Source organism: Streptomyces sp. SID14515 (assembly GCF_010548505.1).
Classification (GTDB): Bacteria; Actinomycetota; Actinomycetes; order Streptomycetales; family Streptomycetaceae; genus Streptomyces; species Streptomyces caviscabies.
In genome coordinates, this window is the sequence record NZ_JAAGMH010000143.1 from 13,226 (window position 1) to 39,552 (window position 26,327).

Here is a 26,327-nt window from a genome sequence, read left to right on the forward strand (position 1 = left end):
GCTCACCCCCGGGCGGCCCCCAGCAGCCCCGCCTCCACCCGCTCCACCGCCAGCATCGCGCCGAACGCCACCAGGTGCACCAGACAGCGATCGGTGAACGGAGGCACCCGCCAGGCCCGGACGTCCTCGGCCGTGATCCGGTACGGAGCCCGGGCCGCGAGCAGCGCCAGCCGGGCCCCCGGCCGCTCCGCCCGGTCCGGCAGCCCGTCACCGGTCGGCGGCAGCGGCGTGAACCCGTCCCAGGCCGCCACCGCTTCCCGTACGAGCTCGGCGTCCCGCTCCGCCGGCAGCCCGGCCCCCGCGTGGGCCGCCGACCGCAGCGCGCCGAAGGCCGTGCCCACCGGGGTGCCCGCCGCCCAGGACGGCGACGGGCCCCCGGGTCCCCAGCAGGGGAAGGCTCAGCCCCGGCTCCGGCCGGGCGCGCACCGCCCGGACCAGGGCCTGCCCGGCCGTACTGTCCAGCAGCTCGGCCGGGTCCGCCCCGCCGGACACCGCCTCCTCGTCGATCAGGGCGGAGACGATCCGGTTGATGAAGTGGAAGGCCAGCGCGGAGCCCACGAACTCCGGCGCCTCGTCGGCGGCGAAGGGCCCCGGCCCCCGCATGTCCTGCCCCCAGGCGAGCAGTTGTCCGTGCTCCGGGTCCTTCGGGCGTTCGCCCCGGGCCAGTTCCCCGGCCAACTCCGTGGTGCCGCCCGCGTACAGCAGCAGGGTGTGCGCGCCCACGCAGAACGGGCAGCGGTTGGCCAGCGACACCCCGTAGGTCACCAACTCCTTCTCCGTACGAGAGGCGTGGCCCGACAGCAGGGACTCCCGCATCAGCGCCCAGGCTCCCGCCATCAGATCGGGGGCGGCGGACAGGGCGACGAAGGGCAGGGCGCCCTCGATGCCGAAGTCCCGGGTGATCTGCGCGTGGACGGCGGCAACGGTCCCGGCGCCGCTGTCGACGGGGTCGGGCGAGGTGAAGCGGAAAGGTGAGGTCATGCCCCGGATCCTGGCGGGTGCGACCGCCCCGGGGCGTCGTACGGGAGAAGGCGGTCGAGACTGTTCCACGGAGACCGCCCGGACACGCGGCTACTCCCCGGGGAGTAGCGCGGAGGCCCTCATCGAGGAGGACGCGGGCGTCGTGGCCCGGACGTTAGGCTGCCGCACATGCAGGGGGACAGCGCACGACGGGCGTATCTGCTGGACCTCACCGTCGCGGTGCTCGACGAGGGCCCCTGCCCGCCCGGCACCCGCATCAGGCACTCACCCGCCGTGAGCGCGAGGTCACCGCACTGGCCGCGCGCGGTCTCAGCAACGAGGAGATCGCCGTCCACATGGTGGTCAGCCCCTTCACCGCCAAGACCCATGTGAGCCGCGCGATGATCAAGCTCGGCGCCCGCGACCGGGCCCAGCTCGTCGTCTTCGCCTACGAGTCCGGGCTGGTCGAGCCCCGGTCGCGGGGCGACGAGGGCCCGGCCCCGGAACGCCGACGCGCCCACGGTGCGTAAAGCCGTGCGGGGGCCTTGTGGAGCCCGGCACGGTGAGGAGATATCTTGATGTCAAGCAATGTTGCAGACGTGGAGCGGAGCACCCGGTGACTGACTCGACCATCATCTATACGCACACCGACGAGGCCCCTGCCCTGGCGACCTACTCGTTCCTGCCCGTCGTCGAGGCCTACGCCTCGACCGCAGGCGTCACGGTCGAGCGCCGTGACATCTCCCTCGCGGGCCGGATCATCGCCAGTTTCCCGGAGCACCTCAAGGCCGAGCAGCGTATCGATGACGCGCTCGCCGAGCTCGGCGAGCTGGCCAGGACGCCCGGCGCGAACATCATCAAGCTGCCCAACATCTCGGCGTCGATCCCGCAGCTCAAGGCCGCCATCGCCGAGCTCCAGGAGCAGGGCTACGCGCTTCCGGACTACCCGGACGACCCGCAGACCGACGCCGACAAGGACGTCCGCGCCCGGTACGACAAGGTCAAGGGCAGCGCCGTGAACCCGGTCCTGCGCGAGGGCAACTCCGACCGCCGCGCCCCCGCCTCCGTCAAGAACTACGCCAAGGCGCACCCGCACCGCATGGGCGCCTGGAGCGCCGACTCGAAGACGAACGTCGCCACGATGGGCGTCGATGACTTCCGCTCCACCGAGAAGTCCGCGGTCATCGCCGAGGACGGCTCGCTCCGCATCGAGCTGCACGGCGACGACGGCGCCACCACCGTGCTCCGCGAGTCCGTACCCGTGCTGAAGGGCGAGGTCGTCGACGCGGCCGTCATGCGCGTCGCCGCGCTGCGCGAGTTCTTCACCGCGCAGGTCGCCCGCGCCAAGGCCGAGGGCGTGCTGTTCTCCGTGCACCTCAAGGCCACCATGATGAAGGTCTCCGACCCGATCATCTTCGGCCACGCGGTCCGCGCCTTCTTCCCGAACACCTTCGCCAAGTACGGCGAGCAGCTCGCCGCGGCCGGCCTCACCCCGAACGACGGTCTGGGCGGCATCCTCAAGGGCCTGGACTCGCTGCCGGGCGTCGGCGCCGAGATCCAGGCGTCCTTCGAGGCCGAGCTCGCCGAGGGCCCCGCCCTCGCGATGGTCGACTCCGACAAGGGCATCACCAACCTGCACGTCCCCAGCGACGTCATCGTCGACGCCTCCATGCCCGCCATGATCCGCACCTCGGGTCACATGTGGGGCCCCGACGGCGACGAGGCCGACACCATCGCCGTCCTCCCGGACAGCAGCTACGCCGGTGTCTACCAGGTCGTCATCGACGACTGCCGCGCCAACGGCGCCTTCGACCCGGCCACCATGGGCTCGGTGCCCAACGTCGGTCTGATGGCGCAGAAGGCCGAGGAGTACGGCAGCCACGACAAGACCTTCGAGATCCCCGCCACCGGCATCGTGCGCGTCGTCGACACGAACGGCGCCGTCGTGCTGGAGCAGGCCGTGGGCGCCGGCGACATCTTCCGGATGTGCCAGACCAAGGACCTGCCCATCCAGGACTGGGTCAAGCTCGCCGTCACCCGCGCCCGCGCCACCGGCAACCCGGCCGTGTTCTGGCTGGACGAGAGCCGCGCGCACGACGCCAACCTGATCGCCAAGGTCACCACGTACCTCGCCGACCACGACACCGACGGCCTGGACATCTCCATCAAGACCCCGGAGGAGGCCACCGCCTTCTCCCTGGAGCGCATCCGCCGCGGCGAGGACACCATCTCCGTCACCGGCAACGTGCTCCGCGACTACCTCACCGACCTCTTCCCGATCCTGGAGCTCGGCACCAGCGCGAAGATGCTCTCCGTCGTTCCGCTGATGAACGGCGGCGGTCTGTTCGAGACGGGCGCGGGCGGCTCGGCCCCCAAGCACGTCCAGCAGCTCGTCAAGGAGAACTACCTGCGCTGGGACAGCCTGGGCGAGTTCCTGGCCCTCGCGGTCAGCTTCGAGCACCTGGCCACCACCACGGACAACGCGCGGGCCCAGGTCCTCGCCGACACCCTGGACCGGGCGACGGGCACCTTCCTCAACGAGGACAAGTCCCCGAGCCGTCGCCTCGGCGGTATCGACAACCGCGGCAGCCACTTCTACCTGGCCCTCTACTGGGCCCAGGAGCTGGCGCAGCAGACCGACGACGCCAAGCTCGCCGAGGCGTTCGCGCCGCTCGCCAAGACGCTGGCCGAGCAGGAGGAGACCATCGTCGCCGAGCTGATCGCGGTGCAGGGCTCCCCGGCCGAGATCGGCGGCTACTTCCAGCCCGACCCGGCCAAGGCCGAGGCGGTCATGCGCCCGTCCGCCACGTTCAACCAGGCCATCGCGACCCTCGGCTGACCTGATGTGGGGCGAACCCGTCCGCCCCACCGTTCCGCCCCGGCAGGCCCCGTGCCCGCCGGGGCGGTCCGCGTTCCGGCGGCCGTACGGGTGAAGGACCAATCCGCCGGTCCCACCGCTCCGAATGACGACCGTGAGGATCACCCGGACAGCACTGACCCGCGGCACGCTCGCCGCCCTGAGCGGACTGCTGGCGGGGTTCGCCTCGCTGGCCTTCGCCGAGCTCGTATCGGCGGCCGTCAGACCCGAGGCGAGTCCCGTGACAGCGGTCGGCGGAGCGGCCATCGACCGGACGCCCGCCGGTGTGAAGGACTGGGCGATCCGGAACTTCGGCGAGGACGACAAGCTCGTCCTGCAGCTCGGCATCGTCGGCACGCTCGCCCTTCTCGCCCTGGCCGTCGGCCTGTTGGCGCTGCGGCACCGGCGGACGGGCGCCGCAGCCGTCCTGCTCTTCGGCGTGGTCGGCACGGCGGCCGCCGTCAGCAGGCCGGACTCCACGGGTCTCGTGGACGGTCTGCCGTCCCTGCTGGGCGCGGTCGTCGGGGCCGTCCTGCTGTACGTCCTCATCGGCCGCCTCACCGTCCCGCACCGGATCGCCGGTCAGGAGGAACAGCGCGAGCAGGAGCCCGGGCAGGACAACGAGCCGGCGGACGAGGCCGGTTGGGACCGGCGCGGCTTCCTGGTCGCCGCCACCGCCGCGGCCGCCGCTTCCACGGCGGCGGGCGCGATCGGCCGGACGCTGAACGGCCGCAGCAGCCGGAACGCCGTCGCCTCCCGTGAGTCCGTGAAGCTGCCCGCCCCTGCCTCGCCCGCGAAGCCGACCCCGGCCGGCGCACGGTTGCGGGTCCCCGGCATCAGCTCGTTCACCACCCCGAACGACACGTTCTACCGGGTGGACACCGCCCTGGTGATCCCGAAGGTCGACGCGAACTCCTGGCGGCTCCGCATCCACGGCAAGGGCGTACGACGGGACCTGGAACTCACCTACCAGGACCTGCTGAACCGCCCGTTGATCGAACGGGAGATCACTCTCACCTGCGTCTCCAACGAGGTCGGCGGCCCCTACGTCGGCCACGCCCGGTGGATCGGGGTCCGGCTCTCCGACCTGCTCAAGGAGGCCGGAGTGAAGCCGCCGTCCCGGCGCGGCCCGGCCGACCAGCTCATCGCCCGGTCCGTGGACGGGATGACGCTCGGCACCCCCGTCGAGGACGTCATGGACGGCCGGGACGCGATGCTCGCGGTCGGGATGAACGGCGAACCGCTGCCCTTCGTCCACGGATTCCCCGTGCGCATGCTCGTCCCCGGACTGTACGGATACGTCTCCGCCTGCAAGTGGATCGAGGACATCGAGCTCACCACGTTCGACGACTACGACCCGTACTGGGTGAAGCGCAAGTGGGCCCGCAAGGCCCCGATCAAGACCCAGTCCCGGATCGACACCCCCAAGCCCTTCGGACGCCCCGAGGCCGGCACGGTCATGGTGGCCGGTGTGGCCTGGGCCCAGCACCGGGGCATCGAGAAGGTCGAGATCCGGGTGGACGAGGGCCCCTGGCGGCCGGCGCAACTCGCCGAACAGGACACCGTGGACACCTGGCGCCAGTGGTCCTACCCCTGGCGGGCGACCCCCGGCGGCCACACCCTGACCGTCCGCGCCACCGACCGCACCGGCGAGATCCAGACCGAGCAGCGCACCAAGACCGTTCCCGACGGGGCCAGCGGCTGGCACTCGGTCGTGGTGACCGTCGACTGAACCGGCCGGTCCGTCCGACGAGATCCTCGCCGAACACCGTGGCGTACGGCACCCGGGCGGAGACCCGGCTACGGCACCCGGGCCGTCCACTCCTGGGTGCCGAACTTGGTGCGTACGAGCTCCTCGGCGCGCGCCAGCTCCGCCTCCGTCACGCTTCCCGGGGCGAGGCCGTGGCGCTTGCGGAAGGAGTCGATCATCCGCTCGATCACGATCTGCCGGGGCAGCCCCGTCTGCCGCCGCAGCGGGTCGACGCGCTTCTTCGCGGACCGGGTGCCCTTGTCGGACATCTTCTCCTTCCCGATCCGCAGGACCTCCAGCATCTTGTCGGCGTCGATGTCGTACGCCATCGTCACGTGGTGCAGCACGGCGCCCGGCCCGCCGTCCGGCCCGACCATCCGCTTCTGCGCGGCCCCGGCGATCTTGCCGACCTCGGTGGCGATGTCGTTGAGCGGCTGGTACCAGGCCTTGATGCCCATGTCGGCGAGGGCTTCGAGGACCCAGTCGTCCAGATAGGCGTAACTGTCGGCGAAGGAGAGGCCCGAGACGAGGGACTGCGGAACGGCCAGCGAGTAGGTGATGGTGGAGCTCGGCTCGGCGAACATCGCGCCGCCGCCGGAGATCCGGCGTACGACGTTCACGCCGTGCCGCTCGACGCCCGCCGGGTCGACCTCGTTGCGCAGCGACTGGAAGCTGCCGATGATCACAGCGGGGGAGTCCCACTCCCAGACCCGCAGCGTCGGCGGCCGCAGCCCCGCCGCGACCTCGGCGGTGATCACCTCGTCCAGCGCCATGTGCAGCGCCGGCGACTGCGGGGCCTCGTGGATCAGCTGCCAGTCGTAGTCGCTCCACTCCGTGGCCTGCGTGAGCGCCCGGCGTACGGCGACGGCGACGCCCTCCGCGCTCAGCCCGAGCATCACCGTGGATTCGGGCAGCGCCGCCTCGATCCGGGCCGCGAGCCCGGCCGTGTCGGTGTTGGCCGGGGCGCCCTCCAGCGCCGCGTCGATCGCGAGGATCGCCTCGTCCGGTTCGAGGAAGAAGTCCCCGGCGACCCGGACGTTCCGCAACGCCCCGCCCGCCACCTCCAGGTCCACCACGACCAGCTTGCCGCCGGGAACCTTGTACTCACCGTGCACAGCGCCGCCTCCAGCTCCAGTTCCGTGGCCCGGTTCGACGATGAGACCGGACACACCTGGAGGTAACGCGCGTCAGGGGGTGGATCATCCCCGCCGCGCGGCGCCCGTCTTTCCGGGCCAGCGGTGGTGGTGCCGGTCGATGACGTAGTGGTGGCGGTGCTGCCAGCCGTACGGGCGGCGGAGGGCCTCGGCGAGGTGCGGGTGCCCGGCGGGCAGGTCCCGGTGGACGTGGTCGAGCCGGGTGGGGTCGTGCGCGGGCCAGCTCGTGGTGGCGGCCGCCGCCGCGGCCAGGGCGATGGCGCCGAGGACCACGGCGGTGACCGGGAGCCCGGCTCCGGCGGCGAGCAGCCCGGCGAGCGGGTAGGTCAGCAGCCAGCAGCCGTGCGAGAGGGAGAACTGCGCGGCGAAGGCGGCCGGCAGGTCCGCGTCGGTGGCGGAGCGCCGGATGACCCGGCCGGCCGGGGTGAGGACGGCGGAGGAGGCCGCGCCGACAGCGGCCCAGGCCGTCAGCGTCGCGGCCCAGGCCCCGTCGCTCGGAGCGCGGGCGGTCAGTGCGGCGACGCCGGCCAGGACCGGAGGGAGGGCGAAGGCGGCGGGGAGCATGACGGTGCGGTCGTCGAAGCGGCGCAGCAGGCGCGGCAGGAACAGCGCGCTCAGCACGGATCCCGCGCCGTACGCGGCCAGCGCGAGGGAGACGGCGCCGGCGGGGCGGTCGAAGTGCTCGCGGACCACGACGACGGTGTTGACGAAGACGATGGCCCCGGCGGAGGCGACCGCGAGGTCGAGGGCCAGCAGCGCCCGCAGCCGGGGGGTGATCCAGAACAGCCGGGTGCCGAAGACCGCCTTGGCGTGGACGCCGCCGGTGCGCTCCACGAGGGCGGGCCCGGGGAGGACGACGGCGAGCACGAGGGCGGCGGAGGCCAGGAAGCCGATGGTGGTTCCGGCGAACAGCCAGTTGTAGGAGACCAGGGTCAGCAGGCCCGCGGCCAGTACGGGACTGAACAGGCTCTCCAGGTCGTAGGCGAGCCGCGAGAGCGACAGGGCCCGGGTGTAGTCGCGCTCGGCGGGCAGCACCTCGGGCACGGTGGCCTGGAAGGTGGGCGTGAAGGCCGCCGATGCCGACTGGAGCAGGAAGATCAGTGCGTAGATCTGCCAGACCTCGGTGACGAACGGCAGCGCCAGGGCGACGCCCGCGCGGACGAGGTCCATCGAGATCAGCAGCGCCCGGCGGGGCAGGCGGTCCGCTACCGCGCCGATCACCGGGGCGATGCCGACATAGGCGATCATCTTGATCGCCAGCGCCGTGCCCAGGACCGCCGAGGCGCCCGTACCGGCGATGTCGTACGCGAGCAGACTCAGCGCCACGGTGGCGAGCCCGGTCCCCGTCAGGGCCACGACCTGGGCGGTGAACAGGCGTCGGTAGGTGCGGTTGCGCAGTACGGACAGCATCGGTCCCGTCCCGGCCGGCGGCATGGTGCGACCGAACCATCGTAGACAATGCGTGCGTACCTATGCACATGTTTTCGTCACCGCGCCGCTCTCGGCGGGCGGCCGGGGCTCAGTCGTGCGGGGGCAGGGCGCCGATCTGGTGGTCGGCGACGTTCAGTGCTTCCTCCACCAGTCGGCGCAGATGCCCGTGGCGCAGGCTGTACACGACGCGGCGGCCGTCCTTGCGGGTGGTCACCAGGCCGGCCAGGCGGAGCTTGGCCAGATGCTGGCTGACCGAGGGCCGCGCCGCGCCGCACGCCTCGGTGAGGGTGCTGACGTCGGCCTCCCCGCGCCCGAGCTGCTCCAGCAGCGCCAGCCGGGTGCCGTCCGCGAGCAGAGTGAGGACCGAGACGGCCGTCGCCAGCCGCTCGGCCCGCTCCTGCGCACCATGTGCACCTGCTTGATGCGTGCTTGCGCTCATGCCGCACATCGTAGGCCGCCGATGGCCGAATATGTGCGTACGTGCGCTCACACGCAAGCACGGAGGGCCGCGCCCGGACGCCGGCCCGGGCGCGTGCGCGGTGACCCCGGGCGCGTGCGCGGTGATCCCGAGCGGGCGAGCGGTGACCCTGGACGTCAGTGGTGGGTGAACTCCGCGGGCCGCTTCTCGGTGAACGCCTTCATGCCCTCCTTCTGGTCGGCCGTCGCGAACACCGCGTGGAACAGGCGGCGTTCGAAGCGGACGCCCTCGGCGAGGGTCGTCTCGAAGGACCGGTTCACCGCCTCCTTCGCCATCATCGCCACGGGCGCCGACATTCCGGAGACCGTGTCCGCGACCGCCAGCGCCTCCTGGAGCAGATCCGCGTCCGGGACGATCCGGGATACCAGTCCGGCCCGCTCCGCCTCCTCGGCCCCCATGTTCCGGCCGGTCAGACACAGGTCCATCGCCTTGGCCTTGCCGATCGCCCGGGTCAGCCGCTGGGAGCCGCCGATGCCCGGGATCACCCCGAGCCGGATCTCCGGCTGCCCGAAGACCGCCGACTCCGAGGCGATGACCAGGTCGCACATCATGGCCAGCTCGCACCCGCCGCCCAGGGCGTAGCCCCGTACGGCGGCGATCGTGGGCGTGCGGAGCTGCCCGAGCCGGTCCCAGGCGGTGAACCAGTCGCTGAGATACATATCCGTGTAGCTTTGCGGCTGCATCTCCTTGATGTCCGCCCCGGCCGCGAACGCCTTCTCCCCGCTGCCGGTGATCACGATGCAGCCGACGTCCGGGTCGCGGTCGAGCGCCTCCGTGGCCTCGACGGTCTCCCGCATGACGTCCAGGCTCAGCGCGTTGAGCGCCTTGGGGCGGTTCAGGGTGAGCAGGGCGGTACGGCCCCGGCGCTCGACCAGGATGGTGCCGTACGGGCCCGGGGTGGACGCGGTCTCGCTGTGCTCGCTCATGTGGTGCTGCCTTTCTGCGCATCGGTGGGGTTCGACGAGGCGGCCCGGATGGCCCGGACGATCCCGGAGAAGTCCTGGTCCGCCCCTGGACCCTCGGCGAACCGTGCGTACAACTCCGCTGCTCGAAGCCCCAGTTCGGCGTCGATGCCGCCCGCGCGCAGGGCGTTGGCGGCCAGCCCGAGGTCCTTCGCCATGAGAGGAGCGGCGAACCCGGGGCGGTAGTCGCGGTTGGCCGGACTGGCCGGAACCGGGCCGGGGACCGGGCAGTTGACGGTGAGCGCCCAGCACTGGCCGGAGGCCGCCGACGCCACGTCGTACAGCGCCTGATCGGAGAGACCGAGGCTCTCGGCGAGCACGAACGCCTCGCTGACGGCGATCATCGAGACGCCGAGGATCATGTTGTTGCAGATCTTCGCGGCCTGCCCGGCACCGGCCCCACCGCAGTGCACCGCCTTCTTGCCCATCACGGCCAGCAGCGGCTCGGCCTGTGCGAACGCGCTCTCCTCGCCGCCGGCCATGAAGGTGAGCGTGCCCGCCTCGGCCCCCACCACCCCGCCGGAGACCGGCGCGTCCAGCGACCGGTGACCGGCCGCCTCCGCCGCCGCGTGGGCGGCGCGGGAGTCCGCCACGTCGATGGTCGAGCAGTCGACGAACAGGGTGCCGGGGCGGGCGGCGGCGAGCAGGCCCTCCTGCCCGTACAGGGAGAGGACATGGCGTCCGGCGGGCAGCATGGTGATCACCACGTCCGCGACGGCCGCCGCATCGGCGGCGGACCGGGCCGCCTCGACCCCGTCCGCCACGGCGGCCGACAGACAGGACTCGACGAGATCGTGGCCGAGCACCCGGTGTCCGGCCCTGACGAGGTTGGCGGCCATCGGGCCGCCCATGTGGCCGAGGCCGATGAACGCGACGGTGGTGGTCACCAGGGCACCTCCTGCGGTGAGTCGGATGCGGCGAGGGACAGTTCCTCGCCGCCGGTCGGAGCGAAGTACCGGGCCACGTCCGCGTCTGTTACCTCCACGAGCGTGCCGGGCGACCAGCGAGGGTTCCGGTCCTTGTCGATCACCTGGGCCCGGATGCCCTCCACCAGGTCGGGGGAGGCGAGGGCCGCGCACGAGACGCGGTACTCCTGCTCCAGCACCCTTTCCAGCGGCCCGAGTTCGCGTGCCCTGCGCAGCGCGGCCAGGGTGACCTTCAGCGCGGTGGGCGACCGGCCGAGGATCGTGGCGGCCGCCTCGCCCGCCTCCGGGGCGTCGGAGGCGAGCAGCCGCTCCACGATCTCCTCGACCGTGTCGGCGGCGTAACAGTGGTCGATCCAGGAGCGGTCGGCGTCCAGGACGCCGGCGGGGGCGTCCCGGACGTGACTGTGGAGCACCTGGGCCGGGGCCTCGGTCCGCAACTCGGCGAGGAACGCGGGCAGGCCCTCCTGCGGTACGAAGTGGTCCGCGAGCCCGCACAGCAGGGCGTCCCGGGCGCCCACCACCGCACCGGTCAGGGCGAGATGGGTGCCCAGCTCGCCGGGGGCCAGCGCCAGCAGATAGGTGCCGCCGACGTCCGGCACGAAGCCGATCCCGGTCTCCGGCATGGCCACCTTGGACCGCTCGGTGACGATCCGGACGCTGCCGTGCGCCGAGACGCCGACCCCGCCGCCCATCACGATGCCGTCCATGACCGCCACATACGGCTTCGGGTAGCGGGCGATCCGGGCGTTGAGCCGGTACTCGTCGCGCCAGAACGCGGCCGAGGCCTTGCCGCCCACCCGGGCGTCCTCGTAGATGGACCGGATGTCGCCGCCCGCGCACAGGCCGCGCTCCCCGGCCCCGGTGATGACGACGGCCCCCACCTCGGGGTCGTGTTCCCACCGGTCCAGGGCCGCCGCGATCGTCTCCACCATCGCGTGGGTGAGGGCGTTGAGCGCCTTCGGCCGGTTCAGCGTCAGCACCCCCGTACGCCCCTCGGTGCGGGCGAGCACGAGTTCCTCGGTCATCGCAGGGCTCCCGTCAGGCTCCGGGCCACCATGACGCGCATGATCTCGTTGGTCCCTTCCAGGATCTGGTGGACCCGAAGGTCCCGGACGATCTTCTCGATGCCGTACTCGGCCAGATAGCCGTATCCGCCGTGCAGTTGGAGCGCCCGGTCGGCCACCGAGTAACCCGTGTCGGTCGCGAAGTGCTTGGCCATCGCGCACAGTTGCGGGGCCCCGGCCGCGTTCCGGTCGAGCGCCTCGGCCGCCTGCCGTACCAGGGCGCGGGCCGCCGCCAGTTCGGTCGCCATGTCGGCCAGCCGGAACTGCAGCGCCTGCGAGTCCAGCAGCCGGGCGCCGAACGCCTCCCGGTCCGCGAGATGGGCGAGGCTCCGGTCCAGCGCGCTCTGCGCACCCCCCAACGAGCAGGCGGCGATGCCCAGTCGGCCGCCGTTGAGGCCGTTCATCGCGATGCGGAAGCCGCCGCCCTCCTCGCCGAGCAGCCGGTCGGCCGGGATCCGCACCTCGTCCAGCAGGACCTGCCGGGTGGGCTGTGCGTTCCACCCCATCTTCTTCTCGTTGACCCCGAACGACAGCCCGGGATCGTCGCGTTCGACGAGGAACGCGGAGATGCCCCGGGGTCCGTCGTCGCCGGTGCGGGCCAGCACGATGTAGAGGTGCGAGGCGCCCGCCCCGGAGATGAACTGCTTCGTCCCCGTCAGCACCCAGTGGTCGCCGTCGCGGACCGCGCGGGTGCGCAGCGCGGCGGCGTCGGACCCGGCGCCCGGTTCGGTCAGGCAGTAGCTGCCGAGCTGCTCCATGGTGCAGAGCGCGGGCAGATAGCGGCCGCGCTGGTCCTCGCCGCCGTACCGGTCGATCATCCAGCCGACCATGTTGTGGATGGAGAGATAGCCCGCGATGGACGGGCAGCCGGTGGCCAGGGCCTCGAAGACCAGGACCCCGTCGGAGCGGGAGAGCCCGGAGCCGCCGAGTTCGTCGCGTACGTAGACGCCGCCGAGGCCGAGTTCCGCCGCCTTGCGCAGGACATCGACGGGGAAGTGCTTGTCCTGGTCCCAGGCCACGGCGTGCGGGGCCAGGTGTTCCTGGGCGAAGTCCAGGGTCGTCTCGACGACCGCGAGCTGGTCGTCGGTGAGGAGCGTGGTCACGGCACTCATCCCATGGTCGGAATCGTGAAGCTCGCGCCGTCCCGGATTCCCGAGGCGGGCCAGCGCGAAGTGACGGTCTTCGTACGGGTGTAGAAGCGGATGGCGTCCGGGCCGTGCTGGTTCAGATCGCCGAAGCCGGACCGCTTCCAGCCGCCGAACGTGTGGTACGCGACCGGCACCGGGATCGGCACGTTGACGCCGACCATGCCGGTGTCCACGCGGCGGGTGAAGTCGCGTGCGGTGTCGCCGTCGCGGGTGAAGAGCGCGACGCCGTTGCCGTACGGGTGCGCCGAAGGCAGCCGCAGCGCCTCCTCGTAGTCGGCCGCGCGGACCACGGACACCACCGGGCCGAAGATCTCCTCCTGGTAGATCCGCATGTCCGGCGTGACCCGGTCGAAGAGCGAGGCGCCCGCGAAGAAGCCGTCCTCGTGGCCCTCCAGGGTGAAGTCGCGTCCGTCGACGACCAGTTCGGCGCCCTCCTCGACGCCGAGGTCGACATAGCCGCGGACCCGGTCCACCGCGTCGCGGCCCACCAGGGGCCCGAAGTCGGCGTCCGGGTCGTCCGAGCGGCCGATCCGCAGCTCGGCGATCCGCTCGGTGAGCCTGGCGACCAGCGCGTCGGCGGTGGCCTCGCCCACGGGCACGGCCACCGAGATCGCCATGCACCGCTCGCCCGCCGAGCCGTAACCGGCGCCGATCAGCGCGTCCACCGCCTGGTCCAGGTCGGCGTCCGGCATCACGATCATGTGGTTCTTCGCCCCGCCGAAGCACTGCGCGCGCTTGCCGTGGGCGGCGGCCGTGGCGTAGATGTGCGCGGCGATCGGCGTCGAGCCGACGAAGCCGAGCGCCTTGACGCGCGGGTCCTCCAGGAGGGTGTCCACCGCCTCCTTGCCGCCGTTGACGACGTTCAGCACCCCGGGCGGCAGCCCCGCCTCCAGGAACAGTTCGGCCAGCCGCAGCGGCACCGACGGGTCCCGCTCGGAGGGCTTCAGAATGAAGGCGTTCCCGCAGGCCAGAGCAGGTGCCGCCTTCCACAGCGGAATCATCGCGGGGAAGTTGAACGGGGTGATGCCCGCGACGACGCCGAGCGGCCGGCGCAGCGAGTGGACGTCGATGCCGGACCCCGCGTTGTCGCTGAACTCGCCCTTCAGCAGATGCGGGACACCGGCGGCGAACTCCACCACGTCCAGTCCGCGCGCGAGGTCGCCGTGCGCGTCCGCCACGGTCTTGCCGTGCTCCGAGGACAGCAGCCGGGCCAGCGCGTCCTTCTCCTTCTCGACGAGCTGGAGGAAGCGCAGCAGCACCCGGGCGCGGCGCTGCGGGTTCCACTCGCCCCACTCGCGCTGGGCCTCGGCCGCGTCGGCGATGGCCGCCTCGGTCTCGGAGCGGTCGGCCAGCGGTACCCGGGCCTGGACCCGGCCGGTGTTGGGGTCGTACACATCGCCGTAGGCGCCCGAGGTGCCGGACGTGTGCTTGCCGCCGATGAAATGGGTGAGTTCGCGGACCATGGAAGCCTGCTCTCGTCGGTGAGATCGTCAGGTGAGATCCGGGGATGGCACGCGGCGGCACCGGCGCACGGCGCACCGTCGGTGCGCGGGCGCGGAGGGGCCTGCCGTGGTGGGACGCGAAGGGCGGGGCCCGTCAGGGGGCGGGAAGAACCGCTCGCGGGGACGGACCTGCGGGGCCGTGAATGCGGACCTGTGCCATGCGTGTCTGCTCCATCCTCGTGGAAACACGGAACATCCCGTGGCCGGTATCCTGACTCCCGGATCGACGCCCGTCCTCATGCCTTCCCGACGGCTGCTTCGCCGTCAGTGGCGTGTCCTGCGAGGACGAACTCCCCGGTCACAGTGGCGGGACCGCGCCGGAATCGCACCGGCTTCCCTGACACCACGGGCCTTGAGGGCGTCCGGCTGCGCACCGGCCACCCCGCTGCCCCGAAGATATAGTTGGACGTCCTAGTAAGTCCACCCCGGCTCGCCCCTGGCATGATCGGCCGACATGAGCTACGCACCGCGCCACGTCCTCGTCATCGGCATGGGCGCCGGAGACCCCGACCATCTGACCCTCGCCGCGGTGAAGGCCATGCGCCGGGCCGACGTCTTCTTCGTGCTCGGCAAGGGCAAGGAGAAGGAGTCCCTGACCCGGCTGCGGCGGGACATCCTGGATGAACACCTCACCGGCCCCTACCGCGTCGTGGAGGCCGAGGACCCGTGGCGGGACCGCACCCAGCAGGACGGCGGGCGCTACGCCTCGGCGGTGCGCGACTGGCGTCAGCGCCGGGCCGACATCTGCGAACGCCTGATCACCGAGGAGCTCGCGCCGGGGCAGTGCGGCGCCTTCCTGGTGTGGGGCGACCCGTCGCTGTACGACAGCACCCTCGCGATCCTCGACGACATCCGGGGCCGCGGCACGGTGGAATTCGGCCATGAGGTGATCCCCGGCATCAGCAGCGTCTCCGCCCTCGCCGCCCGGCACCGCGTCACCCTGAACGGGGTCGGCCGCCCCATCCACATCACCCCCGGCAGGCGTCTGGCCCAGGGCTTTCCCGGGGACGACGTCGATATCGTCGTGATGCTCGACGGCCATGAGACCTTCACCCATCTGACGGGCAGGGGCCTGTGGATCCACTGGGGCGCGTACATCGGCACCCCGGACGAGATCCTGGTCTCCGGCCCGCTCGACGAGGTGGCCGAGCGGATCAGCCGGCTGCGCGCGGAGGCCCGCGAGCGGCACGGCTGGATCATGGACACCTATCTGCTGCGCCCGGCACCGGACGCCACGGACGGCTGACGGCACGGACGGGCGGCGGCACGGGCGGGGGCCTACGGCCTGTGTGGCTTACGGGTCCACGTCGAGGCGCGGGCGGCGGCGGCCTCCGCACCTCGTCGTCGGACCTGCGGGGTGTCAGCGCCGGGTCTCGTGCGCCCGGATCACGCCGAGCCCGTGCCCCAGGCTCGGGCACTCGGCGGTCAGGTCGTCGCCCCGCACCAGATAGTCGTGCACCCGGCCGTCCGCCGGCCGTTCGATCGCGCGATACAGCGTGCCGTTCACGGTGATCGTCCAGTCGTCGCCGTCCTGGGCCCACCCGACTGTCTTCTTCATAGGGCGTTTTCCTTTCCTCGGTCGGCATCGCCGGGGTCCGGCGGCCGTGTAGTGGGAAGAAGAACGGCTTGTGACGCTCCGTGGTTCCGCGTTCTCTACGCCATTCGGTTACATCTGGGTCACTGCCTCCGCACAGTCGAGGTCAACGACCTGACCGGCGATCAGGAAGCGCGTGACGAACAGCGGAACGGGCGCGGAACGCCCGTGGCGCTCTCCGCCCACGGAGTAGACACTGTCTACTCCGTGATGCTAGAAGTTCCTCATGGAAGACGAAGTCCCGCTGCGGGAACGACTGGTGGACATCGGCGTCGAGATGGTGGTGACCGAGGGGATCGCGGCGCTGGGGCTGCGGGAGATCGCCCGTCGCGCCGGTGTCTCGCACGGCGCGCCGCGCCGCCACTTCCCGACGCACCGCTCGCTGCTCTCCGCCATCGCGGGGCGCGGATTCGACGCTTTGAAGGACCGGCTCGACACCTCGCTCCGGCCGGACGGCGACCCGCGCGCCCAGCTGTGTCTCCTGGTCGACGTCTACGTCGGATTCGCCGTCGAGCACCGCCCGATGTTCGAGCTGATGTTCCGTCACGATCTGCTGGACGGCGGCGGTGAGGCCGACGGAGGGCCCAGGCTGCGGGAGAAGACCCTCCCGCTGTTCTCCTCGCTCGTAGCCCTGGTCGCCCGGCACCGGCAGGACACCGCCCGGCCGTCGTCCCCCGGGCCGGAGCCCGCCCCGGACGTCGTGGCCGCCGCCCTCTGGGCGAACGTCCACGGCATCGCTCAACTGTGGAGCTGGGGAAGCCTCTCCCTCACCCTCGACGCCCCCTCGCCGGGCGACCCGCACGCCCAGGAGAGCCTCGCGGCGCTGATCGCCCGGACCGTCGACGCCCACCTCGGACCGGCGAAACCGTGACCGTACCCGTGCCCCCGTCCGTACCTCCGTCGACCGGCTCCGCGACCGCCCCCGTCCGGCCCCGCCTCGCCCTCGCGGGCAGTGTCGCCGGGGCGATGATCGTCGCGCTCGACGGCTCCGTCCTCTTCGTGGCCCAGCCCAGCCTTCAGCGCGATCTCTCCGCGTCCCTCGCCCAGGTGCAGTGGACGAGTACGGCGTACCTCCTCGCGGTGGCGAGTCTTCTCGTCCTCGCCGGACGGCTGGGGGACCGGTACGGCCACACCCGCCTGCTCCTGATCGGATCGCTCGGCTTCGGCGCCGCGTCCGCGGGCATCGCCGTGGCGCCCTCGGTCGGCTGGGTCGTCGCGCTGCGCGCCGTACAAGGAGTGTTCGGCGCCCTGTTGCAGCCGGCGACACTGGCGCTGCTGCGCCAGGTCTACCCGCCGGACCGGCTCGGCCTGCCGGTCGCCCTGCGGACCAGCGCCATCGGGGTGGCGGCCGGCGCCGGTCCGCTGCTCGGCGGTTTCCTGGTGGCGCAGTTCGGCTGGCGGTCCGTCTTCGTCGTCAACGTGCCCATCGCGCTCCTGATCGGCCTGCTCTGCCTGGCGGCCCGCGTCCCGGAGGACACCGCCGTACGGACATCGAGCCGCCGCCCGGAGATCGGCGGAGCACTCCTCCTCGCGGCCGCGCTCGCCCTCCTGGTGAACGCGCTCGCCGAGGTGGAACTCCACGGCTGGGCCGACCGCCGCACGGTGGGGGGACTGCTCTGCTCGGCCGCCGTCGCGGCCGTCCTCGTCCGCCACGAACGCCGCAGCCGCAATCCGCTGGTACCCGCGGCGGTCGCACGGTCGGTGCCGGTCACCGCCTCCATGGTGCTGCTGCTGTTCACCGCGAGCGGCATGTTCGGCGCCCTGTTCGTCAGCACGTACTTCCTGCAGTACGCGCTGGGCCTCGCCCCGCTCGACAGCGCCCTGCGCGCCCTGCCCATGACGGCGTTGATGATCGTCGGCGCGCCGATCGCCGGGCGCGTGCTGCGCGTATTCGGCGCGCGGACCACCGCGCTCGGCGGCACCCTGCTGGTCGTCCTCGGCATCGGATGGCTGGCCGGAACCGACAGCGGCACCGGACCGGTGGCGATGGGCGCGGCCTTCGCCGTGCTGGGCGCCGGGTACGCCACGGTGATGGTCACCGCCACCGGCACGGTGGTGGGCGACGCGCCGCCCGGATACGCCGGAGTGGTGGGCGGCCTCAAACAGACCGCCGTGAACATCGGACCCGTTCTCGGCATCGCGGTCGCCGCCGGTCTGCTGCCCGCCGCCGGAGCCGGACAGGCGGAGCGGTGGGAGGGGGCGATGGGGGCGGCGCTCCTGGTGCTCGCCGCGACGGCCGCGCTCGCGCTGGTCCCCGCGGCGCTGCTGCCGGGCGCGCGCCGGCGCACCGGACCACCGCCGGGCGACGCGGGCCGGGGGCGGCCGGAAAGGGCCGCCTCGTGTCTCACATCACCGTCCGAAGTGTGAACAACGGTGTGCGCCCGGCGGTCGCCCCCTTAGGCTGACCGGTGCAGCTGGTTCGCCCTGTCCGCCAGATGGGGTGTCGTAAGAGGGAACCCGGTGGGAATCCGGGACTGCCCCGCAGCGGTGAGTGGGAACGACCGCCGTCATACGCACTGGGCCCGGCCGGGTCTGGGAAGCGACGGCCAGTAGGTGTCTGCCTCCGGCAGACGTGCCCGCGAGTCCGAAGACCTGCCCGCTGCCCGCACGCGACCGTTCGCGTGCGGAGATCTCGGTGACCTCGTGGGCGGGTCGGCGTAACCATCAGGTGGACGGACACGGTTCGACGTGTCCCGGCATCCGCCCGATGCGTCATCCCTTCGCGTCCGCGTCCCGTCCCGGGATCTGCACAGCAGACACGCTCGCGAAGGAGAGTCACGTGACAGCGAAGCCCGCAGCCGCGGCAGCACGGGCCACCGTGTACGGCTACCCCCGCCAGGGTCAGAACCGTGAACTGAAGAAGGCCATCGAGGGCTACTGGAAGGGCCGCGTCACCGCGGACACCCTCCGGCAGACCGCCGCCGAACTGCGCCGCGGGACCTGGCAGCAGCTCGCCGAGGCCGGCGTCCACGACGTGCCGACCGGTGATTTCTCGTACTACGACCATGTCCTGGACACCAGCGTCATGGTCGGCGCTGTCCCCGAGCGGCACCGCGAAGCGGTCCGCGCCGACGCCCTCGACGGCTACTTCGCCATGGCCCGCGGCACGCAGGATGTCGCGCCGCTGGAGATGACGAAGTGGTTCGACACCAACTACCACTACCTGGTGCCCGAGTTGGGGCCGGAGACGGTGTTCACCGCCGACTCCGCCAAGCAGGTCGCGGAGTTGAAGGAAGCCCTCGCGCTCGGCCACACCCCGCGCCCGGTGCTCGTCGGCCCCGTCACCTACCTCCTGCTCGCCAAGGCGGCCCCCGGTGTGGCCGCGGACTTCGAGCCGCTGACCCTGCTGGACCGGCTGCTTCCCGTGTACGCCGAGGTCCTCGCCGACCTGCGCGCGGCAGGAGCGGAATGGGTGCAGCTCGACGAGCCCGCCCTCGTCCAGGACCGCACCCCGGCCGAGCTGAACGCCGCCGCCCGCGCCTACCGCGAGCTGGGCGGACTCACCGACCGGCCGAAGCTGCTGGTCGCCTCCTACTTCGGGCGGCTCGGCGAGGCGCTGCCGGTCCTGGCCAAGGCCCCCGTCGACGGTCTCGCGCTCGACTTCACCGAGTCCGGCGCCGGGAACCTCGACGACCTCGCGGCGGTCGGCGGACTGCCCGGCAAGCGCCTGGTCGCGGGTGTCGTCAACGGCCGCAACATCTGGATCAACGACTACGAGAAGTCGCTCGCCACCCTCGGCACGCTCCTCGGCCTCGCGGACCACGTCGACGTCTCCGCCTCCAGCTCCCTCCTCCACGTCCCGCTGGACGCCGAGGCCGAGAGCGACATCGACCCGCAGATCGCCCGCTGGCTCGCCTTCGCCAAGCAGAAGACCCAGGAGATCGTAGTTCTGGCCCGCGGCCTGTCCGGCGGCACCGAGGCCATCGCCGCCGAACTCGCCGCCAACCGGGCCGACCTGGCCTCCCGCGCCGACGCCGCCATCACCCGCGACCCGGCCGTCCGGGCCCGTACGGCGGCCATCACCGACGCCGACGGTCGCCGCTCGCAGCCGTACACCGAGCGGACCGCCGCCCAGCGCGCCCACCTCGGGCTGCCGCTGCTGCCGACCACCACCATCGGCTCGTTCCCGCAGACCACCGAACTGCGCACCGCGCGGGCCGACCTGCGGGCCGGCCGTATCGACGAGGCCGGTTACGAGGACCGGATCAAGGACGAGATCCGCGAGGTCCTCTCCTTCCAGGAGAAGGCAGGACTCGACGTCCTGGTGCACGGCGAGCCCGAACGCAACGACATGGTGCAGTACTTCGCCGAGCAGCTCACCGGCTACCTCGCCACCCAGCACGGCTGGGTGCAGTCCTACGGCACCCGCTACGTCCGCCCGCCGGTCCTCGCGGGCGACATCTCGCGCCCCGAGCCGATGACGGTGCGCTGGACCACGTACGCGCAGTCGCTGACCGAGCGCCCCGTCAAGGGCATGCTCACCGGCCCGGTCACCATGCTCGCCTGGTCCTTCGTCCGTGACGACCAGCCGCTCGGCGACACCGCCCGCCAGGTGGCCCTCGCCCTGCGCGACGAGGTCAACGACCTGGAGGCGAACGGCACTTCGGTCATCCAGGTCGACGAGCCCGCACTGCGCGAGACGCTTCCGCTGCGGGCCGCCGAGCACGCCGCGTACCTGGAGTGGGCGACCGAGTCCTTCCGGCTCGCCACCGCCGGAGTGCGGCCGGACACCCAGATCCACACCCACATGTGCTACGCGGAGTTCGGCGACATCGTCCAGGCCATCGACGACCTCGACGCCGACGTCATCAGCCTGGAGGCGGCCCGCTCCCACATGCAGGTCGCCCGCGAACTGGCCGCCCACGGCTACCCCCGTGAGGCCGGACCCGGCGTCTACGACATCCACTCCCCGCGCATCCCCAGTGCCGAGGAGGCAGCGGCCCTTCTGCGCAAGGGACTTGAAGCCATCCCGGCCGGGCGCCTGTGGGTGAACCCCGACTGCGGCCTGAAGACCCGTGGCTGGCCCGAGACCCGGGCCTCCCTGGAGAACCTGGTCGCCGCCGCGCGGGAGATCCGCGCGGAGCTGCCCACCGACGCGGCGTGACACCGGCCCGGTGCGGGAGCGGCCACCGCCGCTCCCGCACCGGGCCGTACCCGTCGGGCCCGGGCGATGTCCGAGCCCACTGATAGCGTGCCGCTTCCGGATCGAAGATCACGAAAGGGCGGGGTACGTGCGGGAAGTGACGTGTCATGAGGTGGACGCCCGGCGGCTGGACGAAGCGTCGGAGGGCATCGTCGGGCGCGCCGCGGGGCGGTGGCACGGGATGCGCTACGACGACCCGGCCCCCCGGCGCATGGCCGAAGCGGCCGGCGAACTGCTCGACCACGTCGCCGCCCGCACCGGGCAGGGGACGGCGCTCGACGATGTGGCACGCTCCGCGCTGCGCACGGCGGCCGAGTGCCGCCTGGGAGAGCTGAGCGTCGGCTGCTTCCCCGACGGCGACCAGGAGATCCCCTTCCCGCTGATCGGCGAGCGGCTCAGCACCGAGGACATATCCTTCAGCGCCGCCTTCGGCCACGCGGGAGCCGAGGCGCCCTCGGCCCGGACCTGGCTCGACGCCTTCGCCGTCTGCCTGGTCAGCGGCCTCGTGCTGGACTGGCGGCGGGTGATCGGACTGCTGCTGCGGAACGACTACGCGCCCGCGATCCACGAAGGTGTTCCGTACTCCCCGCTCACCTCGGCATCGGACCCGGCGGACCTCGCGGCGATGGACGCCCTGTGCCTCTACCTGCGGGAGGCGGAGGGCCAGCTGCCCCGGCACTGGCCCACCGTGCCGCTGCGCCGGCCCGACGCCGACGAGCGGGCACGGGCGGCCGCCGCACTGGACGCCGCAGGCGCACCGACCCCCGATCAGCGACTGCTGCGCGTACTCCTCGACGACGAACAGCACGCCTTCGAGCAGGCGTTGGCGGACCGGCTCGACACCTACCGGGAGAGCGTGGGACCCGCTCCCGCGCCCCGCAGCCTGCTGCCGCTCGACGCCCTCGCCCTGGCCGCGCTCGCGGTGCGGGTGCACGGATGGCAACTCGGCGTCCGCTCCGGCTACTTGCCGCCCGAACTGCTGGGAACCGCCGATGCGATGCACCGGGCGGCGGAGGCGGGACCGAACAACCTGGGTTCCTGACAGGCGAAGTAGCCTCCATGGCCCGGCGGCCGCACGTCGTTCGCACCCTCGAAGTTAGGTTAGCCTAACCAGCGGATATCCGGTGGTGGATCTTTCGCCCCCGGTGCCGCCCCGCGTGCGGACACCGCTCCCGCCCGACCCGCCGCGCACTTTGACCGAAGGGCTTCGTCATGCCGCGTGCTCAGCTCCCGCCGTCCGGTGAACCGCCCCTGGAGCGTGGGGTGTGAGCGCCGGTACGCCGCCGATTCCCGGGCCCCCCGGCGGCCCGGCGCGCCTTCTCGCGGGCGGCGCGGACGGGCCGGGGCGCTTGCGGGACCTCACCGCGATCGTCCTGGACGCGCTGGAGGACGCGGCCCCGGCCCGGGGCGGGCCGCTGCCCGCCGGAGGGCCCGAGGCCGTGGCCCTGAGCACCCGCGCCCTCTGCTCCCCGGTGCTGCCGGAGGAGGGCGTCGGCCCCGAGTCGGCGCTCGCGGACGTGGTCCGCGCGGTCGCGGAAGGGGCCGCCGACCCGGCCGACCCCGCCTGTGTCGCCCATCTGCACTGCCCGCCGCTCGCCGTGGCCGCCGCTGCGGAGCTGGCGGGGGCGGCCCTCAACCCCTCCATGGACTCCTGGGACCAGGCGCCCGCCGCCGGGGTGATCGAGGAGCTGACCACGGCCGCCCTGGCCCGGCTCGTCCACCCGACGGCCCCCGCCCCCGACGCGCTCATCACCAGCGGCGGCACCGAGTCCAACCTGGTCGCCCTGCTCCTCGCCCGGGAACGGGCGACGCCCGGCCCCCTGCGGGTGGTGACCGGCGCCAACGCCCACCACAGCGTCCACCGCGCCGCCTGGATGCTCGGTCTGCCCGCCCCCACGGTCGTCGCCTGCCGCGACGGCCGGATCGACCCGGCCGCCCTCGACCGCGCCCTGACCGGCCTCGCCGGAACACCGCTCCTGGTCGTCGCCACCGCGGGAACCACCGACGAGGGGCGCATCGACCCGCTCCCGGAGATCGCCCGGATCGCCGAACGGCACACGGCCCAGCTCCATGTCGACGCCGCGTACGGGGGTCCGCTGCTGTTCAGCGAGCGCCTGGCCCCGCTGCTCGCGGGCCTGGAGCACGCCGCCTCCGTAACGTTCGACCTGCACAAACTCGGCTGGCAGCCGGTCGCCGCCGGGGTGCTGGCCGTCGCGGACGCCGGGATGCTCACGCCGCTGTCCCTGCGCGCCGACTACCTCAACGCCGACGACGACACCGAGGCCGGGCTCCCGGACCTGCTGGGCCGCTCGATCCGCACCACGCGACGCCCCGACGCGCTGAAGATGGCGGTCACCTTCCGGGCGCTCGGACGCCGGGGACTCGGCGAACTGGTGGAGCACTGCGTGCGTGCGGCCCACGAGTTCGGCGAAGCCGTCGACGCGCGACCCGCACTGCGCCGTCGGCCCGGCGGGATCGGCATCAGCACCGTGCTGTTCCGGCCGACAGTGGCCGACGCGCTGCCCGAGGAGGCGGGCGACGCCGTGGTCGCCGCCGTCCGCCGGATCCTGCTCGCCGAGGGGCGCGCCGTCCTCGGCCGAGCGGTGGCGGAGGACGGCGACGGCCGACGCCGCCTGTGGCTGAAGGCCACCCTGCTGCACCCGAACGCCGCGACGGCCGACCTGCTTCCGCTGCTCGACCTGGTCACGGCGGCGGCGGACCGTGCTGCGAGTGAAGCCTCGGCGGTCGAAGGTACCGAAGCCCCCGTGGCGGAAAGGCTGTCGCCATGACGTCGACGATGCGCACGACTCGCCCGGGACGACCCACCGCCGCCCCCGCGACCCCCGCCGGAGGAACCCGATGACACCCGGACCGCGCACGCCGCCCCTCGACCTGCTGGGGGTGGGCGCAGGGCCCTTCAACCTCTCGCTCGCCGCCCTCGCCGACGGCGTACCCGGCCTGCGCACCGTCTTCCACGAGCAGCGCGCCGCCTTCCACTGGCACCCCGGGCTGCTCATCGAGGGGGCGACCCTCCAAGTGCCGTTCCTGGCCGACCTGGTGAGCCTGGTCGAGCCCACCAGCCCCTGGTCCTACCTCAATTACATCAAGATCCGCCGCAGGCTCTTCCCGTTCTACTTCGCCGAGCGCTTCCACATCCACCGCTCCGAGTTCGACAGCTATCTGCGCTGGGTGAGCACCGAACTCCCCGCCACCCGCTTCGGCCACCGGGTCGACACGGTGGCCTGGGACCGTGGACAGGACGCGTTCGCCGTGGAGTTCACCCGGCTGGGCCCGGACGGGGAGGCCCTGTCGACCGGGCTCACCCACGCCCGGAACCTCGCCCTCGGAGTCGGCACTGCTCCCCATGTCCCGGAGCCCCTGCGGGAGTTGGTCCAGGATCCGGCCGCCGTGGTGCTGCACTCCGCGGACTACCTCTCCCAGCGGGACCGGCTGCTGGCCGCCCGCCACATCACCGTCGTCGGCTCGGGCCAGTCGGGCGCCGAAGTCCTGCTGGACCTGCTGCGGGCCCGGCCCGAAGGAGCGGAGGGGCTGACCTGGCTGGCCCGTACGCCCGCGTTCGCGCCCATGGAGTACAGCAAGATCGGCCTGGAGCAGTTCACCCCCGACTACACCCGCTACTTCCACGGACTTCCGCAGGCCACCCGGGACCGGCTCCTGCCCCGGCAGTGGCAGCTGTACAAGGGCGTCAGCGGGGACACGCTCGGGGACATCCACGACGAGCTGTACCGGCGCAGCCTCGCCGGCGGCTGGCCCGACGTCACGCTCACCCCCGGCATCGAGGTCACCGGCGCGGCCACCACCGGGGAGGGGCGCATCGAACTGAGCGTGGAGCACGGCCAGCAGGAGGCGCGGGGCCGGCTCGTCACCGACGCCGTCGTCCTCGCCACCGGCTACCGGGAACGCCCCGTCGACACGCTGCTCGCCGCTCTCGACCCGTACATCGTCCGCGACGAGGCCGGGCGTCCGCAGGTCGACGCGGCCCAACGGCTCGTCCTCGCACCGGAGATCGCCGGTTCCGTCTTCGTGCAGAACGCCGAACGGCACACGCACGGCGTCGGCGCACCGGACCTGGGCCTGGCCGCCTGGCGCTCCGCCGTCATCGTCAACGCGCTGACGGGCAAGGAGTTCTACCCGCTGCCCGAGCGCACGGCCTTCACCACGTTCGGCCTCGGAGTCCAGGACCGCGAGGACCTGGACCCGCCGTCACATGCGGCCGAAGAACGAAGGTGACGCCGGTCAGGACGATGCCGGTGACGACGCGGACGGGCCGCACGGTGGGTTCACCGTGCGGCCCGGAGCGGTTCCGTTCACCGGAGGTCAGCCCTTGCGGGTGTTGATCTCTTCGGTGAGCTGGGGAACGACGGCGAAGAGGTCACCGACGACGCCGTAGTCGACGAGTTCGAAGATCGGGGCCTCGGCGTCCTTGTTGATCGCGACGATCGTCTTCGAGGTCTGCATACCCGCCCGGTGCTGGATCGCCCCCGAGATACCCGAAGCGATGTACAGCTGCGGCGAGACCGACTTGCCGGTCTGACCGACCTGCGAGGTGTGCGGATACCAGCCCGCGTCCACCGCCGCACGCGACGCACCCACCGCAGCCCCCAGCGAGTCCGCGAGCGCCTCGATCACGGGGAAGTTCTCCGCCCCGTTGACCCCACGGCCACCCGAGACCACGATCGCCGCCTCGGTCAGCTCCGGGCGACCCGTCGACTCACGCGCCGTACGCGAGGTCACCTTCGTGCCCGTCGCCGTCGCGCTGAACGACACGCTGAGGGCCTCGACCGTGCCCGCGGCCGCGGCCGGCTCGACCGGGGCGGAGTTCGGCTTCACCGTGATGACCGGGACACCCTTGGAGACACGGGACTTCGTCGTGTACGAGGCGGCGAACGCCGCCTGCGTCGCGACCGGGCCCTTCGCGTCGGCCTCCAGATCAGTGGCGTCGGTGATGATGCCCGAGCCGATGCGCAGCGCCAGACGCGCCGCGATCTCCTTGCCCTCCGCGGAGGACACCACCAGCACCGCCACCGGGGACACCGCGTCGAACGCCGCCTGCAGCGCGTCCACCTTCGGCACCACCAGATAGTCCGCGAACTCCGGGGCATCGGCGGTCAGCACCTTCACCGCACCGTGCTCACCCAGCACCCCCGCGGTCGCCTCCGCACCCGCACCCAACGCCACCGCGACCGGATCACCGATCCGGCGGGCCAGCGTCAGCAGCTCCAGCGTGGGCTTGCGCACCGCACCGTCCACATGATCGACCAGAACAAGAACTTCAGCCATGACAACGCACTCCAGACGAGAAGAAACGAGAGAGAAGAGAGGGGGATGGGCCGAGCG

At 72.5% G+C, this 26,327-nt stretch carries 19 protein-coding genes, 2 pseudogenes and 2 riboswitches; of the genes and pseudogenes, 10 read left to right on the top strand and 11 right to left on the bottom strand.

Annotation, left to right across the window (positions count from 1 at the left end):
• Positions 1 to 2: 2 nt before the first annotated feature.
• Positions 3 to 981 (bottom strand): annotated as a pseudogene (locus tag G3I54_RS34260) (carboxymuconolactone decarboxylase family protein).
• Positions 982 to 1,244: 263 nt separating this feature from the next.
• Here G3I54_RS34260 and G3I54_RS34265 point away from each other — a divergent pair.
• The 3 genes and pseudogenes from G3I54_RS34265 to G3I54_RS34275 all read left to right on the top strand — a co-directional run.
• Positions 1,245 to 1,490: pseudogene (locus tag G3I54_RS34265) on the top strand (helix-turn-helix transcriptional regulator); the annotation flags it as partial.
• Positions 1,491 to 1,576: 86 nt separating this feature from the next.
• Positions 1,577 to 3,799: an NADP-dependent isocitrate dehydrogenase gene (locus tag G3I54_RS34270; protein ID WP_164620645.1), complete on the top strand. Its 2,223-nt coding sequence runs from the start codon at positions 1,577 to 1,579 to the stop codon at positions 3,797 to 3,799.
• Positions 3,800 to 3,923: 124 nt separating this feature from the next.
• Positions 3,924 to 5,549, top strand: a complete 1,626-nt coding sequence (locus G3I54_RS34275; protein ID WP_164620647.1) for a molybdopterin-dependent oxidoreductase — start codon at positions 3,924 to 3,926, stop codon at positions 5,547 to 5,549.
• A 68-nt stretch (positions 5,550 to 5,617) separates the two neighbouring features.
• Here G3I54_RS34275 and G3I54_RS34280 read toward each other — a convergent pair whose 3' ends face one another.
• The 8 genes from G3I54_RS34280 to G3I54_RS34315 all read right to left on the bottom strand — a co-directional run bounded on the left by G3I54_RS34280 (position 5,618) and on the right by G3I54_RS34315 (position 14,193).
• Positions 5,618 to 6,682, bottom strand: coding sequence for a biotin/lipoate A/B protein ligase family protein (locus tag G3I54_RS34280; RefSeq protein ID WP_164620649.1), 1,065 nt, complete (start codon positions 6,680 to 6,682; stop codon positions 5,618 to 5,620).
• An 84-nt stretch (positions 6,683 to 6,766) separates the two neighbouring features.
• The gene (locus tag G3I54_RS34285; RefSeq protein ID WP_164620651.1) at positions 6,767 to 8,131 is read right to left on the bottom strand and encodes an MFS transporter; all 1,365 of its coding nucleotides are present in this window, start codon (positions 8,129 to 8,131) and stop codon (positions 6,767 to 6,769) included.
• 109 nt (positions 8,132 to 8,240) lie between these two features.
• Positions 8,241 to 8,591: a metalloregulator ArsR/SmtB family transcription factor gene (locus G3I54_RS34290; protein ID WP_164620653.1), complete on the bottom strand. Its 351-nt coding sequence runs from the start codon at positions 8,589 to 8,591 to the stop codon at positions 8,241 to 8,243.
• 155 nt (positions 8,592 to 8,746) lie between these two features.
• Positions 8,747 to 9,556 carry an enoyl-CoA hydratase gene (locus tag G3I54_RS34295; protein WP_164620656.1) on the bottom strand — a complete coding sequence of 270 codons (810 nt, stop codon included), beginning with the start codon at positions 9,554 to 9,556 and terminating at the stop codon, positions 8,747 to 8,749.
• A complete protein-coding gene (gene mmsB / locus G3I54_RS34300) occupies positions 9,553 to 10,479 on the bottom strand; it encodes a 3-hydroxyisobutyrate dehydrogenase (protein WP_164620658.1) in 927 nt (308 codons plus the stop codon). The genes G3I54_RS34295 and mmsB overlap by 4 nt, the downstream gene beginning before the upstream one ends.
• Positions 10,476 to 11,543, bottom strand: a complete 1,068-nt coding sequence (locus tag G3I54_RS34305; protein WP_164620660.1) for an enoyl-CoA hydratase/isomerase family protein — start codon at positions 11,541 to 11,543, stop codon at positions 10,476 to 10,478. Before G3I54_RS34305 ends, mmsB begins: the two co-directional genes overlap by 4 nt.
• Positions 11,540 to 12,694 carry an acyl-CoA dehydrogenase family protein gene (locus G3I54_RS34310; RefSeq protein ID WP_164620662.1) on the bottom strand — a complete coding sequence of 385 codons (1,155 nt, stop codon included), beginning with the start codon at positions 12,692 to 12,694 and terminating at the stop codon, positions 11,540 to 11,542. Before G3I54_RS34310 ends, G3I54_RS34305 begins: the two co-directional genes overlap by 4 nt.
• Positions 12,691 to 14,193, bottom strand: coding sequence for a CoA-acylating methylmalonate-semialdehyde dehydrogenase (locus tag G3I54_RS34315; protein ID WP_164620664.1), 1,503 nt, complete (start codon positions 14,191 to 14,193; stop codon positions 12,691 to 12,693). The genes G3I54_RS34310 and G3I54_RS34315 overlap by 4 nt, the downstream gene beginning before the upstream one ends.
• A gap of 222 nt (positions 14,194 to 14,415) precedes the next feature.
• Positions 14,416 to 14,595: riboswitch (cobalamin riboswitch) on the bottom strand.
• Between the two features lie 91 nt (positions 14,596 to 14,686).
• Here G3I54_RS34315 and cobF point away from each other — a divergent pair.
• On the top strand, positions 14,687 to 15,478 hold the full coding sequence (cobF, locus tag G3I54_RS34320; RefSeq protein WP_164620667.1) for a precorrin-6A synthase (deacetylating): 792 nt from the start codon (positions 14,687 to 14,689) through the stop codon (positions 15,476 to 15,478).
• Between the two features lie 114 nt (positions 15,479 to 15,592).
• Here cobF and G3I54_RS34325 read toward each other — a convergent pair whose 3' ends face one another.
• Positions 15,593 to 15,790, bottom strand: a complete 198-nt coding sequence (locus G3I54_RS34325) for a hypothetical protein (RefSeq protein ID WP_018961481.1) — start codon at positions 15,788 to 15,790, stop codon at positions 15,593 to 15,595.
• A gap of 262 nt (positions 15,791 to 16,052) precedes the next feature.
• Here G3I54_RS34325 and G3I54_RS34330 point away from each other — a divergent pair, with 262 nt between their 5' ends.
• The 6 genes from G3I54_RS34330 (at position 16,053) to G3I54_RS34355 (ending at position 25,220) form a co-directional block, all read left to right on the top strand.
• Positions 16,053 to 16,697, top strand: coding sequence for a TetR/AcrR family transcriptional regulator (locus tag G3I54_RS34330; protein WP_164620669.1), 645 nt, complete (start codon positions 16,053 to 16,055; stop codon positions 16,695 to 16,697).
• Positions 16,698 to 16,792: 95 nt separating this feature from the next.
• The gene (locus G3I54_RS34335) at positions 16,793 to 18,193 is read left to right on the top strand and encodes an MFS transporter (RefSeq protein WP_164620912.1); all 1,401 of its coding nucleotides are present in this window, start codon (positions 16,793 to 16,795) and stop codon (positions 18,191 to 18,193) included.
• Between the two features lie 31 nt (positions 18,194 to 18,224).
• Positions 18,225 to 18,441, top strand: a riboswitch (cobalamin riboswitch).
• A gap of 164 nt (positions 18,442 to 18,605) precedes the next feature.
• Complete coding sequence (gene metE / locus G3I54_RS34340) at positions 18,606 to 20,930, top strand: 5-methyltetrahydropteroyltriglutamate--homocysteine S-methyltransferase (protein WP_164620672.1); 2,325 nt, start codon at positions 18,606 to 18,608, stop codon at positions 20,928 to 20,930.
• Positions 20,931 to 21,057: 127 nt separating this feature from the next.
• Complete coding sequence (locus G3I54_RS34345) at positions 21,058 to 22,011, top strand: immunity 49 family protein (protein WP_164620674.1); 954 nt, start codon at positions 21,058 to 21,060, stop codon at positions 22,009 to 22,011.
• 223 nt (positions 22,012 to 22,234) lie between these two features.
• Positions 22,235 to 23,758 carry an aminotransferase class V-fold PLP-dependent enzyme gene (locus G3I54_RS34350; protein ID WP_164620676.1) on the top strand — a complete coding sequence of 508 codons (1,524 nt, stop codon included), beginning with the start codon at positions 22,235 to 22,237 and terminating at the stop codon, positions 23,756 to 23,758.
• 70 nt (positions 23,759 to 23,828) lie between these two features.
• A complete protein-coding gene (locus G3I54_RS34355; RefSeq protein ID WP_164620678.1) occupies positions 23,829 to 25,220 on the top strand; it encodes a SidA/IucD/PvdA family monooxygenase in 1,392 nt (463 codons plus the stop codon).
• 87 nt (positions 25,221 to 25,307) lie between these two features.
• On the opposite strand, the gene G3I54_RS34360 is transcribed toward G3I54_RS34355, so the two are convergent.
• Entirely contained in the window at positions 25,308 to 26,270 is a 963-nt protein-coding gene (locus tag G3I54_RS34360; protein WP_164620681.1) for an electron transfer flavoprotein subunit alpha/FixB family protein, read from the bottom strand.
• Between the last annotated feature and the right edge of the window lie 57 nt (positions 26,271 to 26,327).